This is a genomic window from Pseudomonas sp. KB-10, assembly GCF_018221585.1.
GTDB lineage: Bacteria > Pseudomonadota > Gammaproteobacteria > Pseudomonadales > Pseudomonadaceae > Aquipseudomonas > Aquipseudomonas yangonensis.
The window spans coordinates 413679-431892 of sequence record NZ_QYYB01000004.1; the positions used below are offsets into that span (position 1 = coordinate 413679).

Annotated in this window: 26 protein-coding genes and 1 other RNA gene; 20 read left to right on the plus strand and 7 right to left on the minus strand. The window is 59.3% G+C overall.

Features of this window, described 5'->3' with window-relative positions:
- Positions 1 to 45 precede the first annotated feature (45 nt).
- The 8 genes from DXK50_RS13730 (at position 46) to DXK50_RS13765 (ending at position 3384) form a co-directional block, all read left to right on the plus strand.
- On the plus strand, positions 46 to 570 hold the full coding sequence (locus DXK50_RS13730; protein ID WP_212630698.1) for a hypothetical protein: 525 nt from the start codon (positions 46 to 48) through the stop codon (positions 568 to 570).
- Positions 558 to 998, plus strand: coding sequence for a hypothetical protein (locus DXK50_RS13735; protein WP_212630699.1), 441 nt, complete (start codon positions 558 to 560; stop codon positions 996 to 998). Before DXK50_RS13730 ends, DXK50_RS13735 begins: the two co-directional genes overlap by 13 nt.
- Positions 995 to 1255: a hypothetical protein gene (locus DXK50_RS13740; protein WP_212630700.1), complete on the plus strand. Its 261-nt coding sequence runs from the start codon at positions 995 to 997 to the stop codon at positions 1253 to 1255. Before DXK50_RS13735 ends, DXK50_RS13740 begins: the two co-directional genes overlap by 4 nt.
- Before the next feature lie 191 nt (positions 1256 to 1446).
- Positions 1447 to 1785 carry a hypothetical protein gene (locus tag DXK50_RS13745; protein WP_212630701.1) on the plus strand — a complete coding sequence of 113 codons (339 nt, stop codon included), beginning with the start codon at positions 1447 to 1449 and terminating at the stop codon, positions 1783 to 1785.
- Positions 1782 to 1889: a DUF1353 domain-containing protein gene (locus DXK50_RS13750; RefSeq protein ID WP_249186865.1), complete on the plus strand. Its 108-nt coding sequence runs from the start codon at positions 1782 to 1784 to the stop codon at positions 1887 to 1889. Before DXK50_RS13745 ends, DXK50_RS13750 begins: the two co-directional genes overlap by 4 nt.
- A gap of 276 nt (positions 1890 to 2165) precedes the next feature.
- Complete coding sequence (locus DXK50_RS13755; protein ID WP_212630702.1) at positions 2166 to 2720, plus strand: glycoside hydrolase family 108 protein; 555 nt, start codon at positions 2166 to 2168, stop codon at positions 2718 to 2720.
- Between the two features lie 35 nt (positions 2721 to 2755).
- Positions 2756 to 3121, plus strand: a complete 366-nt coding sequence (locus tag DXK50_RS13760) for a hypothetical protein (RefSeq protein ID WP_212630703.1) — start codon at positions 2756 to 2758, stop codon at positions 3119 to 3121.
- Positions 3118 to 3384, plus strand: coding sequence for a hypothetical protein (locus tag DXK50_RS13765; protein WP_212630704.1), 267 nt, complete (start codon positions 3118 to 3120; stop codon positions 3382 to 3384). The genes DXK50_RS13760 and DXK50_RS13765 overlap by 4 nt, the downstream gene beginning before the upstream one ends.
- A gap of 328 nt (positions 3385 to 3712) precedes the next feature.
- Here DXK50_RS13765 and DXK50_RS13770 read toward each other — a convergent pair whose 3' ends face one another.
- The 4 genes from DXK50_RS13770 to DXK50_RS13785 all read right to left on the minus strand — a co-directional run bounded on the left by DXK50_RS13770 (position 3713) and on the right by DXK50_RS13785 (position 6127).
- Positions 3713 to 4594 carry a hypothetical protein gene (locus DXK50_RS13770; protein ID WP_212630705.1) on the minus strand — a complete coding sequence of 294 codons (882 nt, stop codon included), beginning with the start codon at positions 4592 to 4594 and terminating at the stop codon, positions 3713 to 3715.
- A 68-nt stretch (positions 4595 to 4662) separates the two neighbouring features.
- On the minus strand, positions 4663 to 5190 hold the full coding sequence (locus DXK50_RS13775) for an MltR family transcriptional regulator (RefSeq protein ID WP_212630706.1): 528 nt from the start codon (positions 5188 to 5190) through the stop codon (positions 4663 to 4665).
- Positions 5183 to 5815: a DUF2726 domain-containing protein gene (locus DXK50_RS13780; RefSeq protein ID WP_212630707.1), complete on the minus strand. Its 633-nt coding sequence runs from the start codon at positions 5813 to 5815 to the stop codon at positions 5183 to 5185. Before DXK50_RS13780 ends, DXK50_RS13775 begins: the two co-directional genes overlap by 8 nt.
- A gap of 75 nt (positions 5816 to 5890) precedes the next feature.
- The gene (locus DXK50_RS13785) at positions 5891 to 6127 is read right to left on the minus strand and encodes a DNA-binding protein (RefSeq protein WP_082768146.1); all 237 of its coding nucleotides are present in this window, start codon (positions 6125 to 6127) and stop codon (positions 5891 to 5893) included.
- Between the two features lie 153 nt (positions 6128 to 6280).
- On the opposite strand from DXK50_RS13785, the gene DXK50_RS13790 reads away from it, so the two are divergent.
- The 8 genes from DXK50_RS13790 (at position 6281) to DXK50_RS13820 (ending at position 10403) form a co-directional block, all read left to right on the plus strand.
- Positions 6281 to 6499 (plus strand): hypothetical protein, encoded by a 219-nt coding sequence (locus DXK50_RS13790; RefSeq protein WP_059390727.1) that lies wholly within the window; start codon positions 6281 to 6283, stop codon positions 6497 to 6499.
- Positions 6496 to 6669, plus strand: coding sequence for an Arc family DNA-binding protein (locus DXK50_RS13795; protein WP_092374249.1), 174 nt, complete (start codon positions 6496 to 6498; stop codon positions 6667 to 6669). Before DXK50_RS13790 ends, DXK50_RS13795 begins: the two co-directional genes overlap by 4 nt.
- Positions 6656 to 6871, plus strand: coding sequence for a hypothetical protein (locus tag DXK50_RS13800; RefSeq protein WP_212630708.1), 216 nt, complete (start codon positions 6656 to 6658; stop codon positions 6869 to 6871). Before DXK50_RS13795 ends, DXK50_RS13800 begins: the two co-directional genes overlap by 14 nt.
- Positions 6864 to 7211, plus strand: coding sequence for a hypothetical protein (locus DXK50_RS13805; RefSeq protein ID WP_212630709.1), 348 nt, complete (start codon positions 6864 to 6866; stop codon positions 7209 to 7211). Before DXK50_RS13800 ends, DXK50_RS13805 begins: the two co-directional genes overlap by 8 nt.
- Positions 7212 to 7266: 55 nt before the next feature.
- Positions 7267 to 7602, plus strand: coding sequence for a hypothetical protein (locus DXK50_RS25520; RefSeq protein WP_249186868.1), 336 nt, complete (start codon positions 7267 to 7269; stop codon positions 7600 to 7602).
- Between the two features lie 9 nt (positions 7603 to 7611).
- Positions 7612 to 7926, plus strand: coding sequence for a hypothetical protein (locus DXK50_RS13810; RefSeq protein WP_212630710.1), 315 nt, complete (start codon positions 7612 to 7614; stop codon positions 7924 to 7926).
- Between the two features lie 195 nt (positions 7927 to 8121).
- Positions 8122 to 9402, plus strand: a complete 1281-nt coding sequence (locus tag DXK50_RS13815) for a hypothetical protein (protein ID WP_212630711.1) — start codon at positions 8122 to 8124, stop codon at positions 9400 to 9402.
- Complete coding sequence (locus DXK50_RS13820) at positions 9399 to 10403, plus strand: phage integrase (RefSeq protein ID WP_212630712.1); 1005 nt, start codon at positions 9399 to 9401, stop codon at positions 10401 to 10403. Before DXK50_RS13815 ends, DXK50_RS13820 begins: the two co-directional genes overlap by 4 nt.
- Positions 10404 to 10602: 199 nt before the next feature.
- Here the strand turns inward: DXK50_RS13820 and ssrA are convergent.
- Positions 10603 to 10959: a transfer-messenger RNA gene (gene ssrA / locus DXK50_RS13825) on the minus strand.
- Positions 10960 to 11088: 129 nt separating this feature from the next.
- Between ssrA and DXK50_RS13830 the strand changes: the two genes are divergently transcribed.
- Positions 11089 to 14004, plus strand: coding sequence for a hybrid sensor histidine kinase/response regulator (locus DXK50_RS13830; protein ID WP_212630713.1), 2916 nt, complete (start codon positions 11089 to 11091; stop codon positions 14002 to 14004).
- A gap of 11 nt (positions 14005 to 14015) precedes the next feature.
- On the opposite strand, the gene DXK50_RS13835 is transcribed toward DXK50_RS13830, so the two are convergent.
- Both DXK50_RS13835 and DXK50_RS13840 read right to left on the minus strand, forming a co-directional pair.
- A complete protein-coding gene (locus DXK50_RS13835; RefSeq protein WP_161864604.1) occupies positions 14016 to 14261 on the minus strand; it encodes a hypothetical protein in 246 nt (81 codons plus the stop codon).
- A 65-nt stretch (positions 14262 to 14326) separates the two neighbouring features.
- A complete protein-coding gene (locus DXK50_RS13840; protein WP_461818875.1) occupies positions 14327 to 16159 on the minus strand; it encodes an Lnb N-terminal periplasmic domain-containing protein in 1833 nt (610 codons plus the stop codon).
- Between the two features lie 164 nt (positions 16160 to 16323).
- Here DXK50_RS13840 and DXK50_RS13845 point away from each other — a divergent pair, with 164 nt between their 5' ends.
- From DXK50_RS13845 to DXK50_RS13855, 3 genes are all read left to right on the plus strand, one after another.
- Positions 16324 to 16647 carry a TraR/DksA family transcriptional regulator gene (locus tag DXK50_RS13845; protein ID WP_161864602.1) on the plus strand — a complete coding sequence of 108 codons (324 nt, stop codon included), beginning with the start codon at positions 16324 to 16326 and terminating at the stop codon, positions 16645 to 16647.
- 80 nt (positions 16648 to 16727) lie between these two features.
- Complete coding sequence (locus DXK50_RS13850) at positions 16728 to 17246, plus strand: sigma-70 family RNA polymerase sigma factor (RefSeq protein WP_161864601.1); 519 nt, start codon at positions 16728 to 16730, stop codon at positions 17244 to 17246.
- Positions 17233 to 18156: a DUF4880 domain-containing protein gene (locus tag DXK50_RS13855; RefSeq protein WP_212630715.1), complete on the plus strand. Its 924-nt coding sequence runs from the start codon at positions 17233 to 17235 to the stop codon at positions 18154 to 18156. The genes DXK50_RS13850 and DXK50_RS13855 overlap by 14 nt, the downstream gene beginning before the upstream one ends.
- Positions 18157 to 18214 lie beyond the last annotated feature (58 nt).

Here is an 18214-nt window from a genome sequence, read left to right on the forward strand (position 1 = left end):
ATCATTCAGGGGCTGAATAAAGACCTGTCTAACTCGGTCTGGGAGATGCATAAAGCTGCTGTTGAGAAGGCCGAGCAGGCTTATAAGAAGGCCGCCGATGCCATGCAGGCCATTGACGACCGTCTGAATTCGGCGGCGGCAGCAGCCCGCAAATACGCTGCTGAACAGCGTGTGCTGGATGAGGCCCTGGACGAAGGCGCGCTGACCCTGGAACGGCACGCTGAGCTAATGCAGCAGCTGGGCAAGGAGTACGAAAACAACCAGCGCGCTGCTGATCAGTGGGCGCAATTTACGCAGGGCGCGATTGATCGCGTTGACGAGGCCTTCGCCGATGCCTGGCGTAACGTCTTTGATAACTCCGATGATCTGTGGAGCGGGCTTAAAAAGGGCTTTCAGCAGACGCTGGCCGAGCTGGCTCATATGGCGATCACCAAGCCGATTACTGTCAGCTTTGCCAATCAAGTGCTTGGCACCAACACGCCAGGTGGCATCGGCGATGTTTGGGGTGGCTTTTTGGGGGGCGGGTCTTCGGGTGGGGGTCTGGCCTGCAGCAGGGTATGCAGGCCGTGAACACTGCCCGAAATGCCTACTCGCTTTATACCAACGGCCTGGCCGGCATGGTCAGCACCATGGGGGCTTATATTTCCACCTTTGGCAACATGCTGGGCATGTCGTCTATTGGGAACTTTGGCGTTGGGATGCAGGGCGCCTATCTGGCCCCTGGCCTAGCCGGGCCTACTACGGCGGGCGCGAGTGGCGCGATGGGGATTGGCGCCAAGGTTGGTAGCACTATTGGCGGCATGGCATCCAACCCGCTGACTTGGATTCTTGCGGCGCTACTGGGCAGTCATCAGTTCGGCCAGGCCGGCGTTCGGATAGACGAGAATCAAATCAGAAAAACCCAGCTTTCCCGCACGAGTTTTGCAATCGACCCCCTGCCTCCGCGGCGCTCGACTTCGGCGTGGTCAGGCCAGCGCAAGATGCACAAAAACTGTTGAGCCCGATTTTCGGCGACAAGTGGGGTTCAATCCTCAGCGGTGGCGCGCTGGTCTCGGGCATCCACAACACGCTCAACAAGGCGCTTTTTGGCGGCGCGTGGAAAACCAAGGATTACGGTATAGGCCTCGGCATCGAGGACGGGGCGCTCGACGCCGCCCAGTTCGAGTACCGCAAGAAAAAGGGCGGATTGTTCAGCAGCAGCAAGAAAAAAAACGATCTGGCGCGACCTCGAACCCGAGGTTCAGGCCGCGCTTGACGAAACCTATGCGGCTACAGCTGATAGTGTTTTCGATCTGTTCGAATCCCTGAGCTACACAATCGAGGACAGCGCGCTGTCAGGGTTGAAGTTGGCGCGCACGCAGATCCGCACGCAGGGCAAAACCGAGGAGGAAATTCAGGCCGCTATCGCTGAGTGGTTCGGGCAAATCGCTGGCCTCGTTTACGGGATTGGAGGATGCTATTGCAGCGGCGTCGAACATCGACACCGGGATCTACGGGTCGCTGGTCGATTTCGAGCGCGAGCAGGGGCGGACTGCCAACCTGGTTGCTGATCTGCAGGCGATCAGCGGCAAGCAGTTGACAGCTGACGAAAAGCTGCTGGAGCAACTGCAGCGCCAAACGTCGGCAGTCGGCGGTGTCTCGTCCCAGCTCACGACTGAGTATGAGCGTGCTATGGCTGCCCTGGATGAGGAGCTGGCCGCGGCGCAGTCGCAGCTCGACGCGCTTAACGGCATCGACAACAGCGTGACGAGCGTAGCGGCTGGCTGTATGCGTCCGGCCAGCTGAGCCGCGCCGATGCCGATCGCGTATTTCACGAGGCGCTGCGCTCCAGTGGGATTGCGCGCTGGAGGGCCTGGCTGATGTGGGTCGGCGTGCGGGCGAGTGGGTAGGCCGGTACGTGCGATAGGGTTGTCATACGTCTAATTGTGGTGGCAGACTGGAATCACTGCCGCAGGATGCGGCCCTGATAGGAATGGACTCAGTGAAAACCGCCCTCACTCTCTGTGCCGCTGCTCTCGCTCTCGCGTACCTGGCAATCGGCCTGATCGATGCAATCGCCCCCGGCTGGCACCCGCTGCTGATGTAGGGGCGATTGCGCCTCTCAATATTACTGAGTTCCCCTTCATGCCCGCCCCGCGCGGGCTTTTTTGTGTCTGGAGAAAATCATGAACCCTGCAATCACGCGGATCATCGCTGAGGTGATCCGGGCCGAGGGCGGCTACAGCAATAACCCGAACGACCGTGGCGGCGAGACAATGTATGGCATCACCGTCGCAGTTGCTCGAGCAAACGGCTACCAGGGCGATATGCGCGAAATGCCGCGCAACGTAGCAGAGTCCATCTACCTCAAGCGCTACGTGACTGAACCGAAGTTCGACCAAGTGGTGGCTGTGAACGCCAACATCGGCCTTGAGGTGATCGACACCGGGGTGAACATGGGGCCGGCCCGAGCAGCTGAATACCTGCAGCGCTGGCTGAACGGATTCAACCTGCCTGATAGCGGTTATCAAGATCTGTTTGTCGACGGTCGCCTGGGGCCATTGAGCATCGACGCGCTGAAACGCTTCCTGGCCAAGCGCGGCCGCGAAGGCGAGAGCGTGTTGCTGCGCGGCCTGAACTCGACCCAGGGCAACCGCTATCTGGAGTTGACCGAGGCTAACCGCACTCAGCGCACCTTCCTGTATGGCTGGGTGAAAGAGCGCGTGCAGGTGCCGGCGTGAACTGGCTTTCAGTGGTTCCAGCCTAGGCCTGGTGGTTGCTCGCTCTGGCTGTTGTAGCCAGTGGGCAGCAGGTCCGCGTCAACAGTCTGCAGGGCGACCTAGCCACCGAGCGCCAGGCACGCACTGAGGACGCTGGCAAGCTCGGGGCCTGCCGCGCGACGCGCACCACTCTGCTCGGCCGAGTGATCGAGCAGAACGCGGCGCTGGCCGACCTGCGTGCCAGCGCGATGGAGCGAGCCGCTCGCGCCAAGGATCTGCAGCAGCAGGCGGAGGGAGAGGCTCAGCAGGCAGACCAACAGGCGCTGGCAGTCATGCAGGAGCGAACGCCGCCCGGCGTCGATGCCTGCACTGCTGCAAGCCAGGCATTCGACGATGAGCTACGGCGGGAGCGTGCGCAATGAAGCGGCTGGCTATTGGTTTATGTCTGGTTTTGGTTGGTTGCGCCGGCCAGGTGGCTGAGCCGCCCGAGCCTGTTGTGGTGCGCGTCGAGGTGCCGGTGCAGATCCCGTGTCGCACTGAGCGCGTAAAACGGGCGGTGTTCGCCGTCGACGTGCTGCCCATCGGCGCGTCGATTGCTGAGCAGATGCGCGCACTACGCGCCGAGCGGCTGCAGCGAAAGGGGTACGAGAAGCGCCTGGAAGCGGCGGTGGAAGCGTGCCAGTGACCGGCACTACATATTCACTACAAAGGCTGTCATTAAGCTGGCATAACCCAGCCAATTCAGCCCAATCAGGCACAAAAAAGGCACTGTAGCTATTTGCTAAGTGACTGATTTTTAAAGGATTTTTTGTGGAGCTGGGGGGATTTGAACCCGTGTCGAGGCTTCTGCATTGTCCCGCTGTAGCCCGCTTCCCCAATCAATTCGGCCTGTAGCCGTCTTCGCTATGACGCATTGATCCGCTGTGCCTTGCTGTGTTTGTGACACTTTCGGGGCAGGGCGGCTCGTCGAGTACATCGAACTTACTTCCAAGTCTCGCTGTAGATGTTGGTAGTTATCTACGACTCTTTCTTGTATTGATAAGTTCAAGGTCTTGCTTGTATTTTTCTATAAGATTCTCTCTTTCTTTTTTAAAGTTTTTTTCTGTTTCTCCTCCTATTATGTTTGCTACTTCTTGTGTAAAGATGTAGTGCTTAGATACCCCCTTGATAAGCTTGCTGTCCCTGAGTATCTTTATTTTGCTCGGCCTTGCTATTGTCGTGAAGTGATATATGAAGGATATGAGTGGTGGGGAGTAGTGAGTTTGCAGTATTTTTATATAAAGCCTCTTCTCTTCTCCACCAATTTTTTCTGCGATCTCAAGAAGGGTTATCGTTTTTTCTATAAGGACTTGGCTGATATAGCCGGTTGCGGCGATTTTTCTGATTGGCTCTCTTAGTTCTTCTATGGTTATTTTTCTATCTGCACCTTCTATGCCGTCTTTGTATATAATTTCAAACAATATGTTGTTTAGTTCGGAGCATGATTTCCTTATATGATTTATGAATTCGTCGTTTTTAATGTCTTCTAAGAACCTAAAAAAAGATTGTTCTAATGATTGCCTTAGCGCGACTTGGTGTTGTTTTTTTAGGGCGTCCGCGGATTCAATGGCTGCCTTTCGTGTTAGTTTTAATTCCTTTATTTGAATTCTGATTGTGACTAGCAGGGCTATTATTGTCAGAAAACCGAATATTGGATTAAGAGTGCCTCCAAAGAAATCTCCAAACTCTCCCCAGGTGGAGTGCTTTCTTATTACTTCGCCAGGGAAGTAATGTGTGTATGCTATTATTGTTGATGTTGCTGCGGTTACTGCTGCTATGAGTATTAGCGTTGGCGCAAGAGTGTCTAGTAGCCCATTATTTTCGTTGGTGTCTATCTCGTTTTTCTTTTCTTTCATTTATTTCTTCTCTGTTTTGACTCGCTCTAGTTGGTGCTTTGAGTTTATTGTTCTCTTTTTATGGTCTGTCAATCTTTCTGCTTTTGCATTAAGGCTGATGCTATTTTAAGAAGTGCTACGCAAAACATAGACTTGTCTATTGGGAGCAGGCCTTGTGATATTAGCTTCCAATCTTTGGGGTTTTCTGTTTCTATGTTTTTGTTTGGCTGTAAGTTTGCCAGTATTTCTTTGTGCTCATTTTTCATGCAATCTTTAACGAAATACATGCTTCTTATTTTTTTTGAGGTTGTTGGGTTTAAAAAACTGGCATTATCAGTCTCGTGAGCAAAAGAATTCCTTAGTTTTCTTGTGATAAGTAGATCGTGAAAGCAATTTTCATCTATTAGTCCAAAGGCCCTGCATATGTATATTTTTGAGGAGAAATTTGATAGTGGGCCGCTCATGTCCATCATGCGACTTATTGCTGTATTAGACATTCCCCTTGCTTTTGCTTCTCTCTTGATTTTTGCTGCAAGAATTTCATCCAATATCGCGGCTGCAACTATTACGCAGCCTCTATCTGATTCGTATATTAAGTTTTCGATTTTTTTAATCACGTGTTTGTCTCGGCTCTGTTGGCTTTGCCAGCTCCGGAAATGCCAACTCTATTTGGTTTTTTGATGGCATTATTTCGCATCTCCAGCGTATTACCTTAATTCCGGCAGCAGTTAGAACCTTGTCTTTCTTTGCATCTGCTTGGTGTCGATCTTCATCCATATAATGAGATTTGTCATCAAGCTCGATGGCGGCTACTGTATTTAATTCTTTATCTACTACAACAAAGTCCACACTCATTCGGCTGGTGCGTGCAAACCAAAGTTTGAAGCTGTGTCCCTTCTTGATGCTTACAAGTTGGGATAGCTGTACCTGGGTGAATATGTGGTAGTCGGGGAGGGCTTCGCGTAGACGTTCGAACAGTATCTGTTCGGTATCAGTGATCAGCTTGCGCTTCTGGAAGGGCCATTCGCCTTCAGGGTCATAGCGGAATCCGTCTGGCGCAATCTTGCTCGGTGGTCGAGCTGGGGGAGTTGCTTGGCTCGGTGGGTGCGGGAATGCCGGTGTTTGATCCGGCGCCGCCCAGGTAGGGGATTGCCGCTTGCGGTAGTAGCTTTGCGGTTTTTTCTTGACGCTCGCCACTGCAAGCGCTGCAGCGACGAGAATGACTATAAAGAAAAACTCCATCTGCGCTCCCTGCTTACTTTCTCTGAGTCCTTTCGTTACGGGCGTACCAGCGCCTAGCTGCTTCCTGGGTGATCGCTATCCCGCGTTGGGTTGGCTCAAGTTTCGGTTGGCTTCGTCATAGGCTGGGCTGGTCTGGCCGATCTCCGGCGCAGTCTTCCCGCTAGCCAGCCATAGGGCGTACTGGGGGTAAATCTTCACCAGTACGTCGATCTCGTCTGCGCTTACGCGTACAGCGCCTTTGCTGACGTTTCTCCAGCGCTCGTAATCCCCGCCTTGTTCGCTTGCTTTTTTCGGGCCTACCAGCTTGATCAATACGCGTGCTCTATCGGCTGCGCTTTCCATATAGAAAATATTTCCTGAGTAGTAATTGCTCCATCGTGGGGGATGGGTAACAATCACTCTATGGGTAGCTATTACCCATTTTGTTGGTTGCTTATCAATGCCGAACATAGTGGAACAAAGCTTATGGATACGGAAGGTCTTGACCCGCAAAAGCTGCACGGTGCCCCGCCCTTGATGCCGTGGCAGAAGTTCGCCGAATGGATCGGCATGGGCGACGAACCCATCGTGGTACGCACCTGGGTAGAACGTAACTACCTGCCTTCGCAGAAGGTCGGCAAACGCACCATGGTCAACGTGGCGTTGCTGACCCGCCAGCTACTGGAACAGGAGTGGACGCTGTGAGCCGAACAGACCCGCAATTCAAGCTGCGCGTACCGCCAGAGCTGCGCGCCAAGATCGAACAGTCCGCCTTCGCCTCGCGCCGTTCGATGAACTCGGAAGTCGTCATTCGCCTGGAAGCGAGCTACGCCCAGGACAAAGCCGCCAAGGAGGGCACCCATGAGCAAGCCTGACGAAAGCCTCGACCTGTGCAGCCTCAAGACCTTTGCCGAGCTGAGCGGCGTGTCAGTGGAAGAGGTGGCCGATTGGGCCAACACCGGCACCATTCCGACCCTCAAGCTGGCCGACTTCCGCATGGTCAATCTGGCTCGCCTGCGCGCCGATCTGACCAAGGGCAAAGCCGAGTTCAAGGAGGGGGACTACGCCCATGCCTAAGCAACCTTTCCAGCTCGACCCGGTTACCGCTGTTGGCTTCCTGGGGCAGACCGTACTTATGGAACTTTACTGGGAAGATGAAGGCGAACGCCGGTGGCGCTGCTACCACGTCATCGGCCTGGTGCTGCCCGTGCCGGGCGTGTTTGAAGACGGCTACTTCCTGACCATGCCGTTCGAAGGCGGCCACGACTACCCACTGGAAGTGCACTTCCACCTGATCCAGACCGCCCGAGTCATTCACGGTCGTGGTCACACCACGGCCAAGGTGCTGGAGCGCCTGCAGCTCCCGCAACTGATCCAAGCCCAGCAACCCACGGAAGGAGAGCGCCACCATGGCTAAGCGCGGATTGACCCTGGATACGCCTACGGCTCTGAGCTAAGTCGGGCAAACCGTTCTGCTGGAACTGATGTGGGACGGTGACACGGAATCCTTCTGGCAGTGTGCTGATATCGTCGGCGTGCTGATCCCACGGGACAGCATGCAGGGCGCTCCTTGTTTCCTCGCCGTCGAGGTCAGCTCCAGCACGGGCAACCCGAACGAGTTCTACTTCGACGACATTTGCACTATCAGGGCGATGCGGTACCGCGACCGGCATGGTTCCGGCAACGTACTGGGCCGCATGACCCTGACCCATTCCGCCGATGGTTCCGGGTCAGGGGCCGCGCTCCCGGCTCGTCGGAACAGCTCCACCGTTCCGGCGAACGGAAGCACGGGCGCAGCGAACCCTTGACCCCACGCCATGAAAACGAGCCTGACCACGGGAGAGTGGGGCAGCTTCACCGCCCCGCGCTCCCGAGCCCTCGGCGGCAAGAGTGGGATGACAAGGGCAAAGCCCTTGGTGTTGATCCGCCCCCGACCGCTGCACTTCGCTGACTGCCTGCACCTCCTGTTCCTGGCGCTGCTGAGCGCCTTCCTCTGGTACGCCAGCCTCCCGCCCTTTGAACGTCCTCAGGTGCCTTCCTACATCCAGGAACAGAACTGCCTGACAGAACCAGACCCATTCAAGGAGCTTGAACGATGGATGAAGCAAGAGCGGTGCAAGCCCCTGACGTAGCCGTGTGTGTCTCGGCGCAGCCGAGACGGGTTCGGCTGCGTCGGGGGCGCAGCACGCCGCTAGCTGACACCAGCGCCGAGTCAGCGTAGCGCAACGGGCGCTGGTGCCACAGCGGCGCGCCCGCCGCCTGACGCCCCTGTAGCACGTCAGAGAGTTAGAGAAAAACTTCCGCATTAATCAGCAATAGGTGAACACATGAGAAAGCCAAAAGACTTCCTGAGACTCGACATGCTGGCCTGTGAAGACCCGAATGGGCGCCTGTTCGTCGACCCTAGTACAGCCGGTTTCGTCGACTTGTCGAAAGTTCGCCTGCTGCACTGCGGTGTCGATACCGTCCGCCAGCTCTATCGCGGTTTGCTCCGCCCTGAAATCATGAGCCTGTTCGACAAACCCGGCACCATCGTCGACTTCGCGGGAGAGCGCTGGCATGCAGGCCGTGTGAGCAAGGATTCGGGCTACCAGTACAAGCTGCAGAACGCTGACCTGGGCTTTGTCCTGTTGCTCAAGAACTACAGCGCCAAGCAGGAGAACATCGGCCCACACCTGAAAATCGAAGTGTCACCCCATGCCATCGATGCACTGTCGCCTGAGCGCCTGCAAGCCCGCATGGATTTCTATGCCGAGCAGATCCTTACGCACCTTGAAGTAAACCAATGCGCCGTCCACATCGCCCTGGATCTGCAAGGCTGGCAACCGCCTGCTGACTTGGTGGCCCGCATGCACTGCCGCGCACGCGCTGCCCGTGATATCTCCGGCATCAAGGAAATCCAATGGACGATGGAGTCTGCCACCTACGGCAAAGGCCAGTCCTACCTGTTTGGCTCGGCGGGCAGCGTCCAGCTGGGTATCTACAACAAAACCCTGCAAGCCCGAGCGGTAGACAAGCTCGACTACTGGGAAGGCGTCTGGCGGCGTCGTGACAGCTTCGACGAAGGCGACCCGGACAACTACGATCCCAAGCAAGACGTGTGGCGTGTCGAGCTTCGTTACCACCATTCCGTCATCCAGCAGTTCGCCAGTGGCTCCATTGATCTGCACACCGGCAACGCCATCGAAACCAACAGCTATGCCGCCTTTGTTCCACACCTCGACGGCCTTTGGCGCTACGGCATGCAGCAGTTCAAGTTGCTGGCCCGCCCTGGCTACTACGAACCGATCTGGACCCTGCTGCGTGAAGATGCCCGCGTCGATCTGCCGGTCGATTCGCTGCTGGATGACACCGAGTACAAGCGCAGCTACAAGACCTCGCGTGGCTTCTCCGGCAAGAACGTCGAGTTATTCCTAGGAAACTTCGTCAGCCTGCTGGCACGGGAGCGAGTGGGCGTAAAAAAGGCTTTCTCCACCCTAAAACAATGGGACTGTTGGCCCGTTATACGGGATCACTACGCGGCCAAGGAAATGAGTGAGCGTGATCTCTACAAACACATCAAAGGCATGCTGGAGGAACGACACGTCAGGTGGGGCAGGGCAGTATGACCGTCAAAAAACAGCCCGACGGCCGATGGCTTGCAGACGTCCAGCCCATCCGTGGCCAGCGCTTCCGCAAGCTGTTCAAGACCAAGGCAGAAGCCTTGCGCTATGAGCAGTACATCACTGCCAACAAGGCCGCTGACCCAGCCTGGAACCCCAAGGCCCAGGATCGCCGCCGACTCTCTGAGCTGGTTGGTCTGTGGTTCGATCTGCACGGCCATATGCTCAAGGATGGTGAGCGCAGAAAGGCCAAGCTTGATGCCCTGTGCATTCGTCTACGCGACCCCATCGCCATGAAGCTCGACCCGGCCACCTACGCCCATGATCGCCGCTTGCGGGCAGAAGCCGGCATCACACCCAAGACGCTGAACAACGAACTCGGATACATCCGGGCAGTGTTCAACGAGCTGCGAGGCCTCGGCCAGATCGATTACGCCAATCCCCTGGAGCTGATGAAGCCTTACAAGATCGAAGAACGGGAACTGTCCTGGCTGACCCAGGAACAGATAGCCGATCTGCTGACCGCCATTCGCGAAGGCTGCGACAACCCACACGTCGAACCTATCGTGCTGCTCTGTCTGGCCACTGGTGCTCGATGGTCAGAGGCGGAAGGTTTGGCACCATCGAGGCTCCGCAATGGCGCTGTGACCTACAGCAAGACCAAATCCAGCAAGGTGCGAACCGTGCCGATCCAGCCCGAGCTGGAAGCGTTCATTCGTGATCACTGGAAGCGTCACGGCCAATTCACCGGGGCTATCACGTCGTTCCGTCGAGCCTTGAGCCGATCCGGCATCGTGCTGCCGAAAGGGCAGGCCAGCCACGCACTGCGCCACACCTTCGCCAGCCACTTCATGCAGAAGGGCGGGAACATCCTCACGCTACAGAAAATCCTGGGTCACTCCAGCTTGGCCATGACCATGCGCTATGCGCACCTGGCGCCGGAGCATCTGGCCGAGGCGGTGAAGCTGAACCCGTTGGCTTCAGGTAAGGGTTTGATCGCTTCGTGACTTGGGCAATACTGTGTCTACAACTCAACCCTTGGTGGGCCGATTCGGTTCAGCCTCAACCTCGGGTGAAGAGACCGGCCGTTGAGCCGGTTTTTTCGTTTTTGTAGCGGCTGTGACACTTTCGGGACAGTTGCTGCCCCTGAAAACACAAAACCCCTGAAATTCTCTAGGAAAATCAGGGGATTATGCTTGCTTCAATTGGTGGAGCCGGGGGGATTTGAACCCCCGTCCGCCAGCTCTCCGCTATTGGTTCTACATGCTTAGCCATCTCTACTGAGTTAACTCCGCGCCGCCCGAGTGGCAGGGTGCTTGGAGCGAGCTGCATGAGTTTTAGCCGTTACGTCTGCAGCGAACTTGGCGGCGATCCTGTTCTATATGACTGACCAGATCTTCGGGTTTACAGGCATCCCCTAGGGTCAGCTGGCGCCCTTAGGCGGCCAGAGCGTAGTTGTCGTCGTTGGCAACTATGAAATTGTGGCAGCGGATTTACGAGAACTGTCACCTACTCGGCATGCCCCTCAAGTTTCGCTACCGGCGTCGAATCCTAATCGGCCCCAAAACTTTCGTGGTTACAGCTAGGACGTGGAGTCTACGCCAAAGGTTCCTCAGCGTCGACTGCGGATTCCGTCTCGGGAAGCTATGATGGCCCTTCGCGTCTGCCCGCGACCTCTGGAAAGGAGCCGTAATGCCGAGTTCTAGCCGCTACCCCTTGCGTCAGTGGATCTGGCGAGCGTTCGTACAAAGCGCGCTGATCCCGCTGATTCTCGTGGAGTCGGTGCTTATTGCGGTGTATCTGCTAAGTAACCAGGCGATTCGTGACGCGCAGGTCGGGCATTTGCAGGAGACCGCCGTGAAGGATCTGGCCAGCGCCGCGTTGCGTGAGGGACAGGTCATCGACGGGCGCCTGCGCTCCATCGAGTCGTTGGTACAGGTTTTTCGCGATGCAACGCATGAGGCGCTGCTCGATACCGATTTCCAGGCCGATGCGCTCGAACGCCAGCGTCATGCGGTGACTGAGAGCGGCGTGTTCTACACCCGCAGCGATGACGGGCGGGCCGCGTCCTTCTATGCCAACAGCACGCCTCTGGCGCAGCAGGATCACGCCAAGGTCATGCGCCTGTCGCAGATCGACCCGCTGATGCGTTCGATCCAGACGTCCAACCCCCTGGTGGCTGCGCTGTATTTCAATACCTGGGACAGCTACAACCGCATCTACCCCTGGTTCGATACGCCCGCGCAGTATCCCCATGACATGGTGATACCCGATTACAACTTCTATTACCTCGCCGATGCTCAGCACAACCCGCAGCGCAAGGTGATGTGGACCGAGGTGTACCTCGATCCGGCCGGTCTCGGCTGGATGCTGTCGGCCATCGCGCCGGTGTATCGCGATGATTTTCTCGAAGGGGTGGTCGGCCTGGACGTGACCGTAGGCCAGGTACTGGGCGAGATTGCCGAGCTCAACGTACCGTGGCACGGCTACGCGATGCTGGTCAGTCATGATCACAACATCATGGCGCTGCCGAAGGCTGGCGAGCTGGATTTCGGCCTGCGCGAGCTGACCCAGTATTCCTACGATGAGGCCGTGCGCCGTGAGGTGCTCAAGCCCGAGGACTTCAACCTGGCCAAGCGCGAGGGCATGGCGCCGTTGCTGCAGGCGATGAACGAGGGCAACGGCAACGTTCAGGAGGTGCTGCACGGCGGACGCAAGCAACTGGTGGCCTGGAGCGAAATTCCGCAGACCGGCTGGCGCTTGCTGCTGGTGGTGGATGAGGAGCAGATCTTCCATGACACCAACCAGCTGGCCGAGCGTTACATGCACATCGGCTACCTGCTGATCGCTGGTCTGGCTGCGTTCTATCTGTTGTTCTTTGCCCTGATGTGGCTGCGCTCGCGCAACCTGAGCAATCAGTTGGCCGAGCCTATCGACGGCATCGTCGACATGGCCGCCAGTCTGGGGCAGGGTAAGTACCTGCCCACCGCACCGGACAGTCGCATCGCCGAGGTCAGTCGCCTGGCCGAGGCCGTGCAGCAGGCCGGCAAACAGCTCAAGGCCAGTGAGCATGAGCGGCTGGAGGCGCAAAGCATCCTGCAGCTTGTGCTCGATAGCACCACCGAAAGCCTCTGGCAGATCGACACCCGTGATCTCACCATCGATCTCAGCGAGCGCTTCGTACGGCGTTTTGGCCTGGGGGCGAGCCACCTGACGCTGAGCGAGTTCAACCAGCGCGTACACCCCGATGATCTGGAGCGCCTGCGCCACCTGCGCAAGCTCTTTGCCGACAACGGCGAGGAATATTTCGACGCCGAGTATCGCTATCTCGATTGCCGCGGCGAGTACGTCTGGCTGCTCAGTCGAGGAAAGGTCCTGTCGCGTGACGACAGCGGCTGGCCGCTACGCATCGCCGGTACGCATGTCGACATCACCCGGCTCAAGCAGGTGCAGGACGAGCTGCGCCATGCCAGCCTCGAGGCGCTGGCCGCCAGCCAGGCCAAGAGTCGTTTCCTGTCGAGCATGAGTCACGAGTTGCGTACGCCGCTCAATGCCATCCATGGATTCGCCCAATTGATCGAGATGGAGGCGCAGGAAAAGCCCGACGCCAAACTGGAGACCGACTACTCGCGCGAAATCGTCAACGCCAGCCGTCACCTCACCTCGCTGGTGGACGATATTCTCGACCTGTCGAGTATCGAAAGCAGGCGCCAGCAGCTGCAACTGCAACCGATCGAAATCGGCGCGCTGCTCAGCGGCTGTGCCGAGCTGGTGCAACCCGAGGTGCAGCAGAAACAGCTGCAGTTGCAGGTCATGGAGGCGGCCGACCCGCCGTTGTTCGTGCAGGGTGATCCGCGTCGGGTGCGGCAGATCCTGCTCAACCTGCTTTCCAACGCGATCAAGTACAACAGCCCGCGCGGCATGATTCGCCTGGGCTACGAGGTGCGCGCCGATTGCGTGCGCTTGTGGGTCGACGATACCGGGCCGGGCCTGTCGCGCGAGCAGCTGGCACAGCTGTTCCAGCCATTTCAGCGTCTCGGTCGCGAGAGTTCCAATATCCCCGGTACCGGGATCGGTTTGGTGCTGTGTCGCGAGCTGGCCACGCTGATGGATGGTGAGATCGGTGTGCGCAGTGAGCCCGGCGTGGGCAGTCGCTTCTGGCTGAACATACCCAGTGCTGCCAGTCCTGAAGGCGCTCGCGATGAAACGGTCGAGGTGCCGGCGCAAGAGGCACGCAGCCTGGTACAGGTGCTATGCGTGGAGGATCATCCGGCCTGCATGAAGATCCTGCAGGCATCGCTGCGAGAATTCGCCGAGGTCCGCGGTGTGAGTTCCTGCCAGCGGGCGTTGGCCGAACTGCACGACAGCGAACCCGCGCTGGTGTTGCTGGATATCGACCTGCCTGACGGTAACGGGCTGGAGGTACTCGACGCCATGCGCGCCGAGCCGCGTTTACGGGGCGTGCCGGTAATAGTGATCAGCGCGGTAGCCGATGATCGCCTGTTCGAGGATGCCAGAGCGCGCGGCGCCTCCGCCTGCCTGAGCAAGCCGGTGGATCTGCAGGAAGTCAGGCAGGTGGCGCTGAGCCTGCTCTACAGCGGTTTCTGAGGCCGCTGTGCTTATTCGCTGGCGGAGAGCAGGTCCAGCGCTTCGCCGAGTACCTTGACCGACTCGCTGTGATCGCCAGCCTTGTGCAGCGCCTCGCCCTCGGCGCGCAGTTCCTTGACCCTGGCCAGCACATCAGGATCGGCAGGAGGATCGCTTTGCAGCAGCGCATCGATCTTGGCCATGTCCTGTGGACAGTGCATGGCCCACAGCGGCAGGCTGATCAGGGCGGCGGCGAGAAACATGAGCGTGCGACGCATGATGGCTCTCCTGAAACGGGCAGCGGGAATTTCAGTATAGAAGCCTGTTGTCTGCCTGCTGGCGTTCAGTAGTGATACCAGCGCAGCTCCAGCTTCACCTCGTTGACCGGGCTGGCGATCTGGCTGAACTCGCGCTGGGCGCTCAGGCGCAGGCCGAGGTTGCGTGACATTTCCCATTGCTGGTTGAGTGACAGGCGACGGCGCACTTCGCCGTTATGGAAGTAGTCGCCGGCTGCCTCCAGCGTCAGGTTGCCCAGCGGGTTGCGCCACAGCAGGCCGCTGTTGAAACCCAGGGCGGGAGAGACGACGGCGGCAAAGTCCTCGTTGTATTCCAGTCGTGCCGTACCGAGGGCGAAGCCGAGTAGGTCGTCGTGCATCTGCCAGGTGGCACCGGCGCCACCGCTGATATGGCCGACCAAGCGGCTATCGCCGTCCTCACCGAGAACCCGCTCCAGGCCACCGCCAACCTGCCAGGACAGTGGCTGGAGCAGGTCGTTGCGCGGTGTCAGCGAGCGAATGTTGGCCAGGTCCAGGCGCTGCAACTGCCAGTGGTTGTTCTCGTACTGGCGTAGCTTGAGCTGGAATATCTCGATCTGTGCACCCAACGGGAAACCGGCGAGGTTGTCGTTCAGGTCATGGTAGGCCATGCGCAGGCCGTATTCGGCGAAGGCGCGATCATCACGGCTGCCGCCGGCCAGTTGCCAGGTGCGTGATTCGTGGCCTTCCTCGGGCAACGGCGGGCGCTCGACCTTCAACGGTGGTGGCGGGTTACGGTTGATCGCGCCAAGCAGCTGGAAGCTGCGCTGGGCGTTGCTGCTGCGTTCTTCGTCGTTGGCGTGATAGCGCACCAGGCGAAAGGCGGCGTCCTGGATCAGCGCACGCCGTTCAGCCGGAAGGGTGAGAAAATTGGCATTCTCGAGCTGCGTCGGATCTTCGCTCAGGCGCAGCACCCAGCTCTGTTCGTCATTGTCCAGCGGTTCGGCGCGCGCCAGCAGCTCGCGCTCACGCGAAGGGCGATAGTCGATGCGTTCCACCAGCCCGGCGTCCTTGACGGCGCGCACGGTGTCGGTGGGGATGGCGGTAAGCGGAAAGTGCTCGGTCAGTTCGATGCCGGGGCGGGCGATTTCCAGCAGCTCGAGCAGGCGGTAGGAGCAGTTCTCGTCAAAGAAGAAATAGTCGAAGCGGATCTGCTTGAGTTCCCAGACGTGCTCGACCATGCGCGTGGTTTCTTCTGCCGTCAGGTTCAGGCGGTACTCCCACAGGTCGCGGTTTTCCAGACGGTTGTACTCGCTGAGTTTCTCGCGGTACGGCACCAGGGCGAACAGGCCCGGGTAGCCGCCCATCAGCCCGCGCCAGGCGTAGAGGATGCTGTTGTCGTTACCTTCGATGAAGGCACCGAAGTTCAGCGCGTAGCTGAGCAGCGCGGTGTTGTGGCTGTCGATGTCGGGCTGATCGATGCGCAGCAGGGTGTGACCGAACATCGATGACGGGCTGTTCAGATAGGCGGCCGGGAACACCAGCACCGTGCTGTGCGGATTGACGTCGGCGATCCACTCTCGGTACTCGGCGCAGTCGGGGCTGGGTAGGTCGTCGAGCTGCAACTGGGCCTTGAGCCAGCGCGTGCGCGCCGGGTACACGCACTGCGGGTGGCGGTCGCCCAGTTCGGCAGGCTGGTACAGCGCCTCGAGGGTCGCCTGCAATTCGGCGGACGGGTTGCTGTCGCCATCTTCGGCGAGAAAGAAATCCTCGTCGTCGACATAGCTGCGCCAACCTCCGAGCTTGCCGGTTTCGTAGTGGCCGAGGGCGATCCAGTAGGGATCGTTGGCCAGACGTTCGGCCGTGGCGGCATGCAGGGGGAGGCTGAGGCTCAGGGCGAGGACGGCGAATGTCCGTTTCAAGGTCGCTGTTCTTCTGGTCATGGCGATGGGCGAGCTTTGGCCAGCCTGCCGACCGGTGTCAAGGCAGTCGAGCAAGACATTTTGCGCAAGTGCTGACTGGCGTCAGTCATGGGCTTGGCGCTGCGCGTCACACTGAGCACCGTTGATAGGCAAGGAGGTTGATCATGGCTCACCGTGATGTGCTGGACGCGCTGTTGCACGAATACACCACCCGCGCCGAGGCGATTGCCCGCTGCCTCGAGCGCAGGCACCCGGCCAACGGCGCCGAGCAGGCGCAGCAGCGGCAAAACGACGAGGTGCTCGAAGCCCTGCTGGCCGAGGCCGAGCAAGGCCTGCTGCTGGTGCGCCAGGCCCAGCAGCGCCTGGCCGAAGGGCGTTATGGCGAATGCCTGTGCTGTGGCGAGCCGATCGAGGCGGCGCGCCTGGCCGCTCTGCCGGTTGCCGAGTGTTGCCTGAGCTGCGTGGGCATGATGAGTCCCGAGTTCTGAGGCGTTACCGGCGCGGGATTGCAGGTGCTGCGACGAAAGGATAAATTGAGAAGTATTATCAATTGATTTTCTGCCGCCTCATGTCCCGCGATTCCTCGGCTGCCGACACGGCCCTCGACCAGCTTTACCGTGAACACCGCTCCTGGCTGCACGGCTGGATCAGCCGGCGTGTCGGCTGCCGCGACAACGCTGCCGACCTGGCTCAGGACGTGTTCGTGCGCCTGCTGCGCAGCGGCAAGCCGAGCGGCCTGTTGCTCAATCCGCGTGCCTATCTGGGCAGCGTCGCCCGTGGTCTGATGATCGACCAGTATCGGCGGCGGGCACTGGAGCAGGCCTATCTGGAAAGCATCAGCCATTTCGACGAGGCGCAAGCGCCGTCCGAGGAAGAGCGCCTGCTGCTGCTGGAAACCCTGGAACAGCTCGACCGCCTGCTCGACGGGCTGAAGCCGCGGGTGCGCCAGGTGTTCCTGCTGGCCCAGCTCGATGGCCTGACCTGCCCGCAGATCGCCGAGCGTATCGGCATGTCGCGAGCCACGGTCGAGCGCGATCTGGCCAAGGCGCTGATGGCCTGCTATCGGAGCTGCCATGAGCCGTACTGACGACCCGGTCGAGCAGGGCATCGCCTGGCTGGTGCAACTGCAGTACAACCAGCCGGACGCGCAGACCCTCGAGCGTTTCGAGCGCTGGCTGGCCGCTGCGCCGGAGCATGCGCTGGCCTGGCAGCGCGTCAACCAGGCCAGCGAGCGCTTTGCCAACCTGCCGCCGGCGTTGAGTCGCAGCACCCTGCAGGGCGCCAGCCGGCGCATGAGCCGTCGCCAGGGCCTCAAGCTACTGGGGTTGTGCGCTGGCATCGGCATGCTCGGCTGGGCCGGAGCGCGAACGCAGGCGCTGCCAGGGTTGATGGCCGACTATCGCAGTGGCGTCGGCGAGCGGCGCCACCTGGCGCTGGGCGACGATATCAGCGTGCAGATGAACAGCGCCACGGCGCTGGATGTCGATCTGGCACGCCGGCGCATCGAACTATTCTACGGCGAGTTGCTGGCCGAGGCCGGCCCGCGCCCGCTGCAGCTCAGCGCGCGCGATGGTTCGTTGCGGGGGCAGGGGCGCTTCCTGCTGCGTCAGGAGGAGGCCGGCGGCAGCCTGCTGGCGGTGCGCGACGGTCAGGTGGCGCTGACCGTGGCCGGAGCTTCGGCGATCGTCGCCGCGGGCGAGCGCGTGCAGTTCGATGGGCTGGCCATCCGCCCGGCGGCTGATAACGGCCTCGATCCCTGGGGCTGGAGCGATGGTGTACTCAGTGCGCGCGGCATGCCGTTGCGTGCCTTCCTCGCCGAGCTGTCGCGCTATCGCCGCGGCCTTCTGTACTGCCGCGATGACGTGGCGCAGCTCCGTGTCTCCGGCACCTTCCAGCTGGGCGATACCGATCGGGTGCTGGCGCTGCTCGGCAGCACGCTGCCCATCCATATCGACTACCGCACCGATTACTGGGTGACGGTCAGTGGCAAAGCCTGACGGTAATCGAAAAAAATAACTGAGGTGGATTCTCATTTCGTTCGACCAGTAAGAGAAG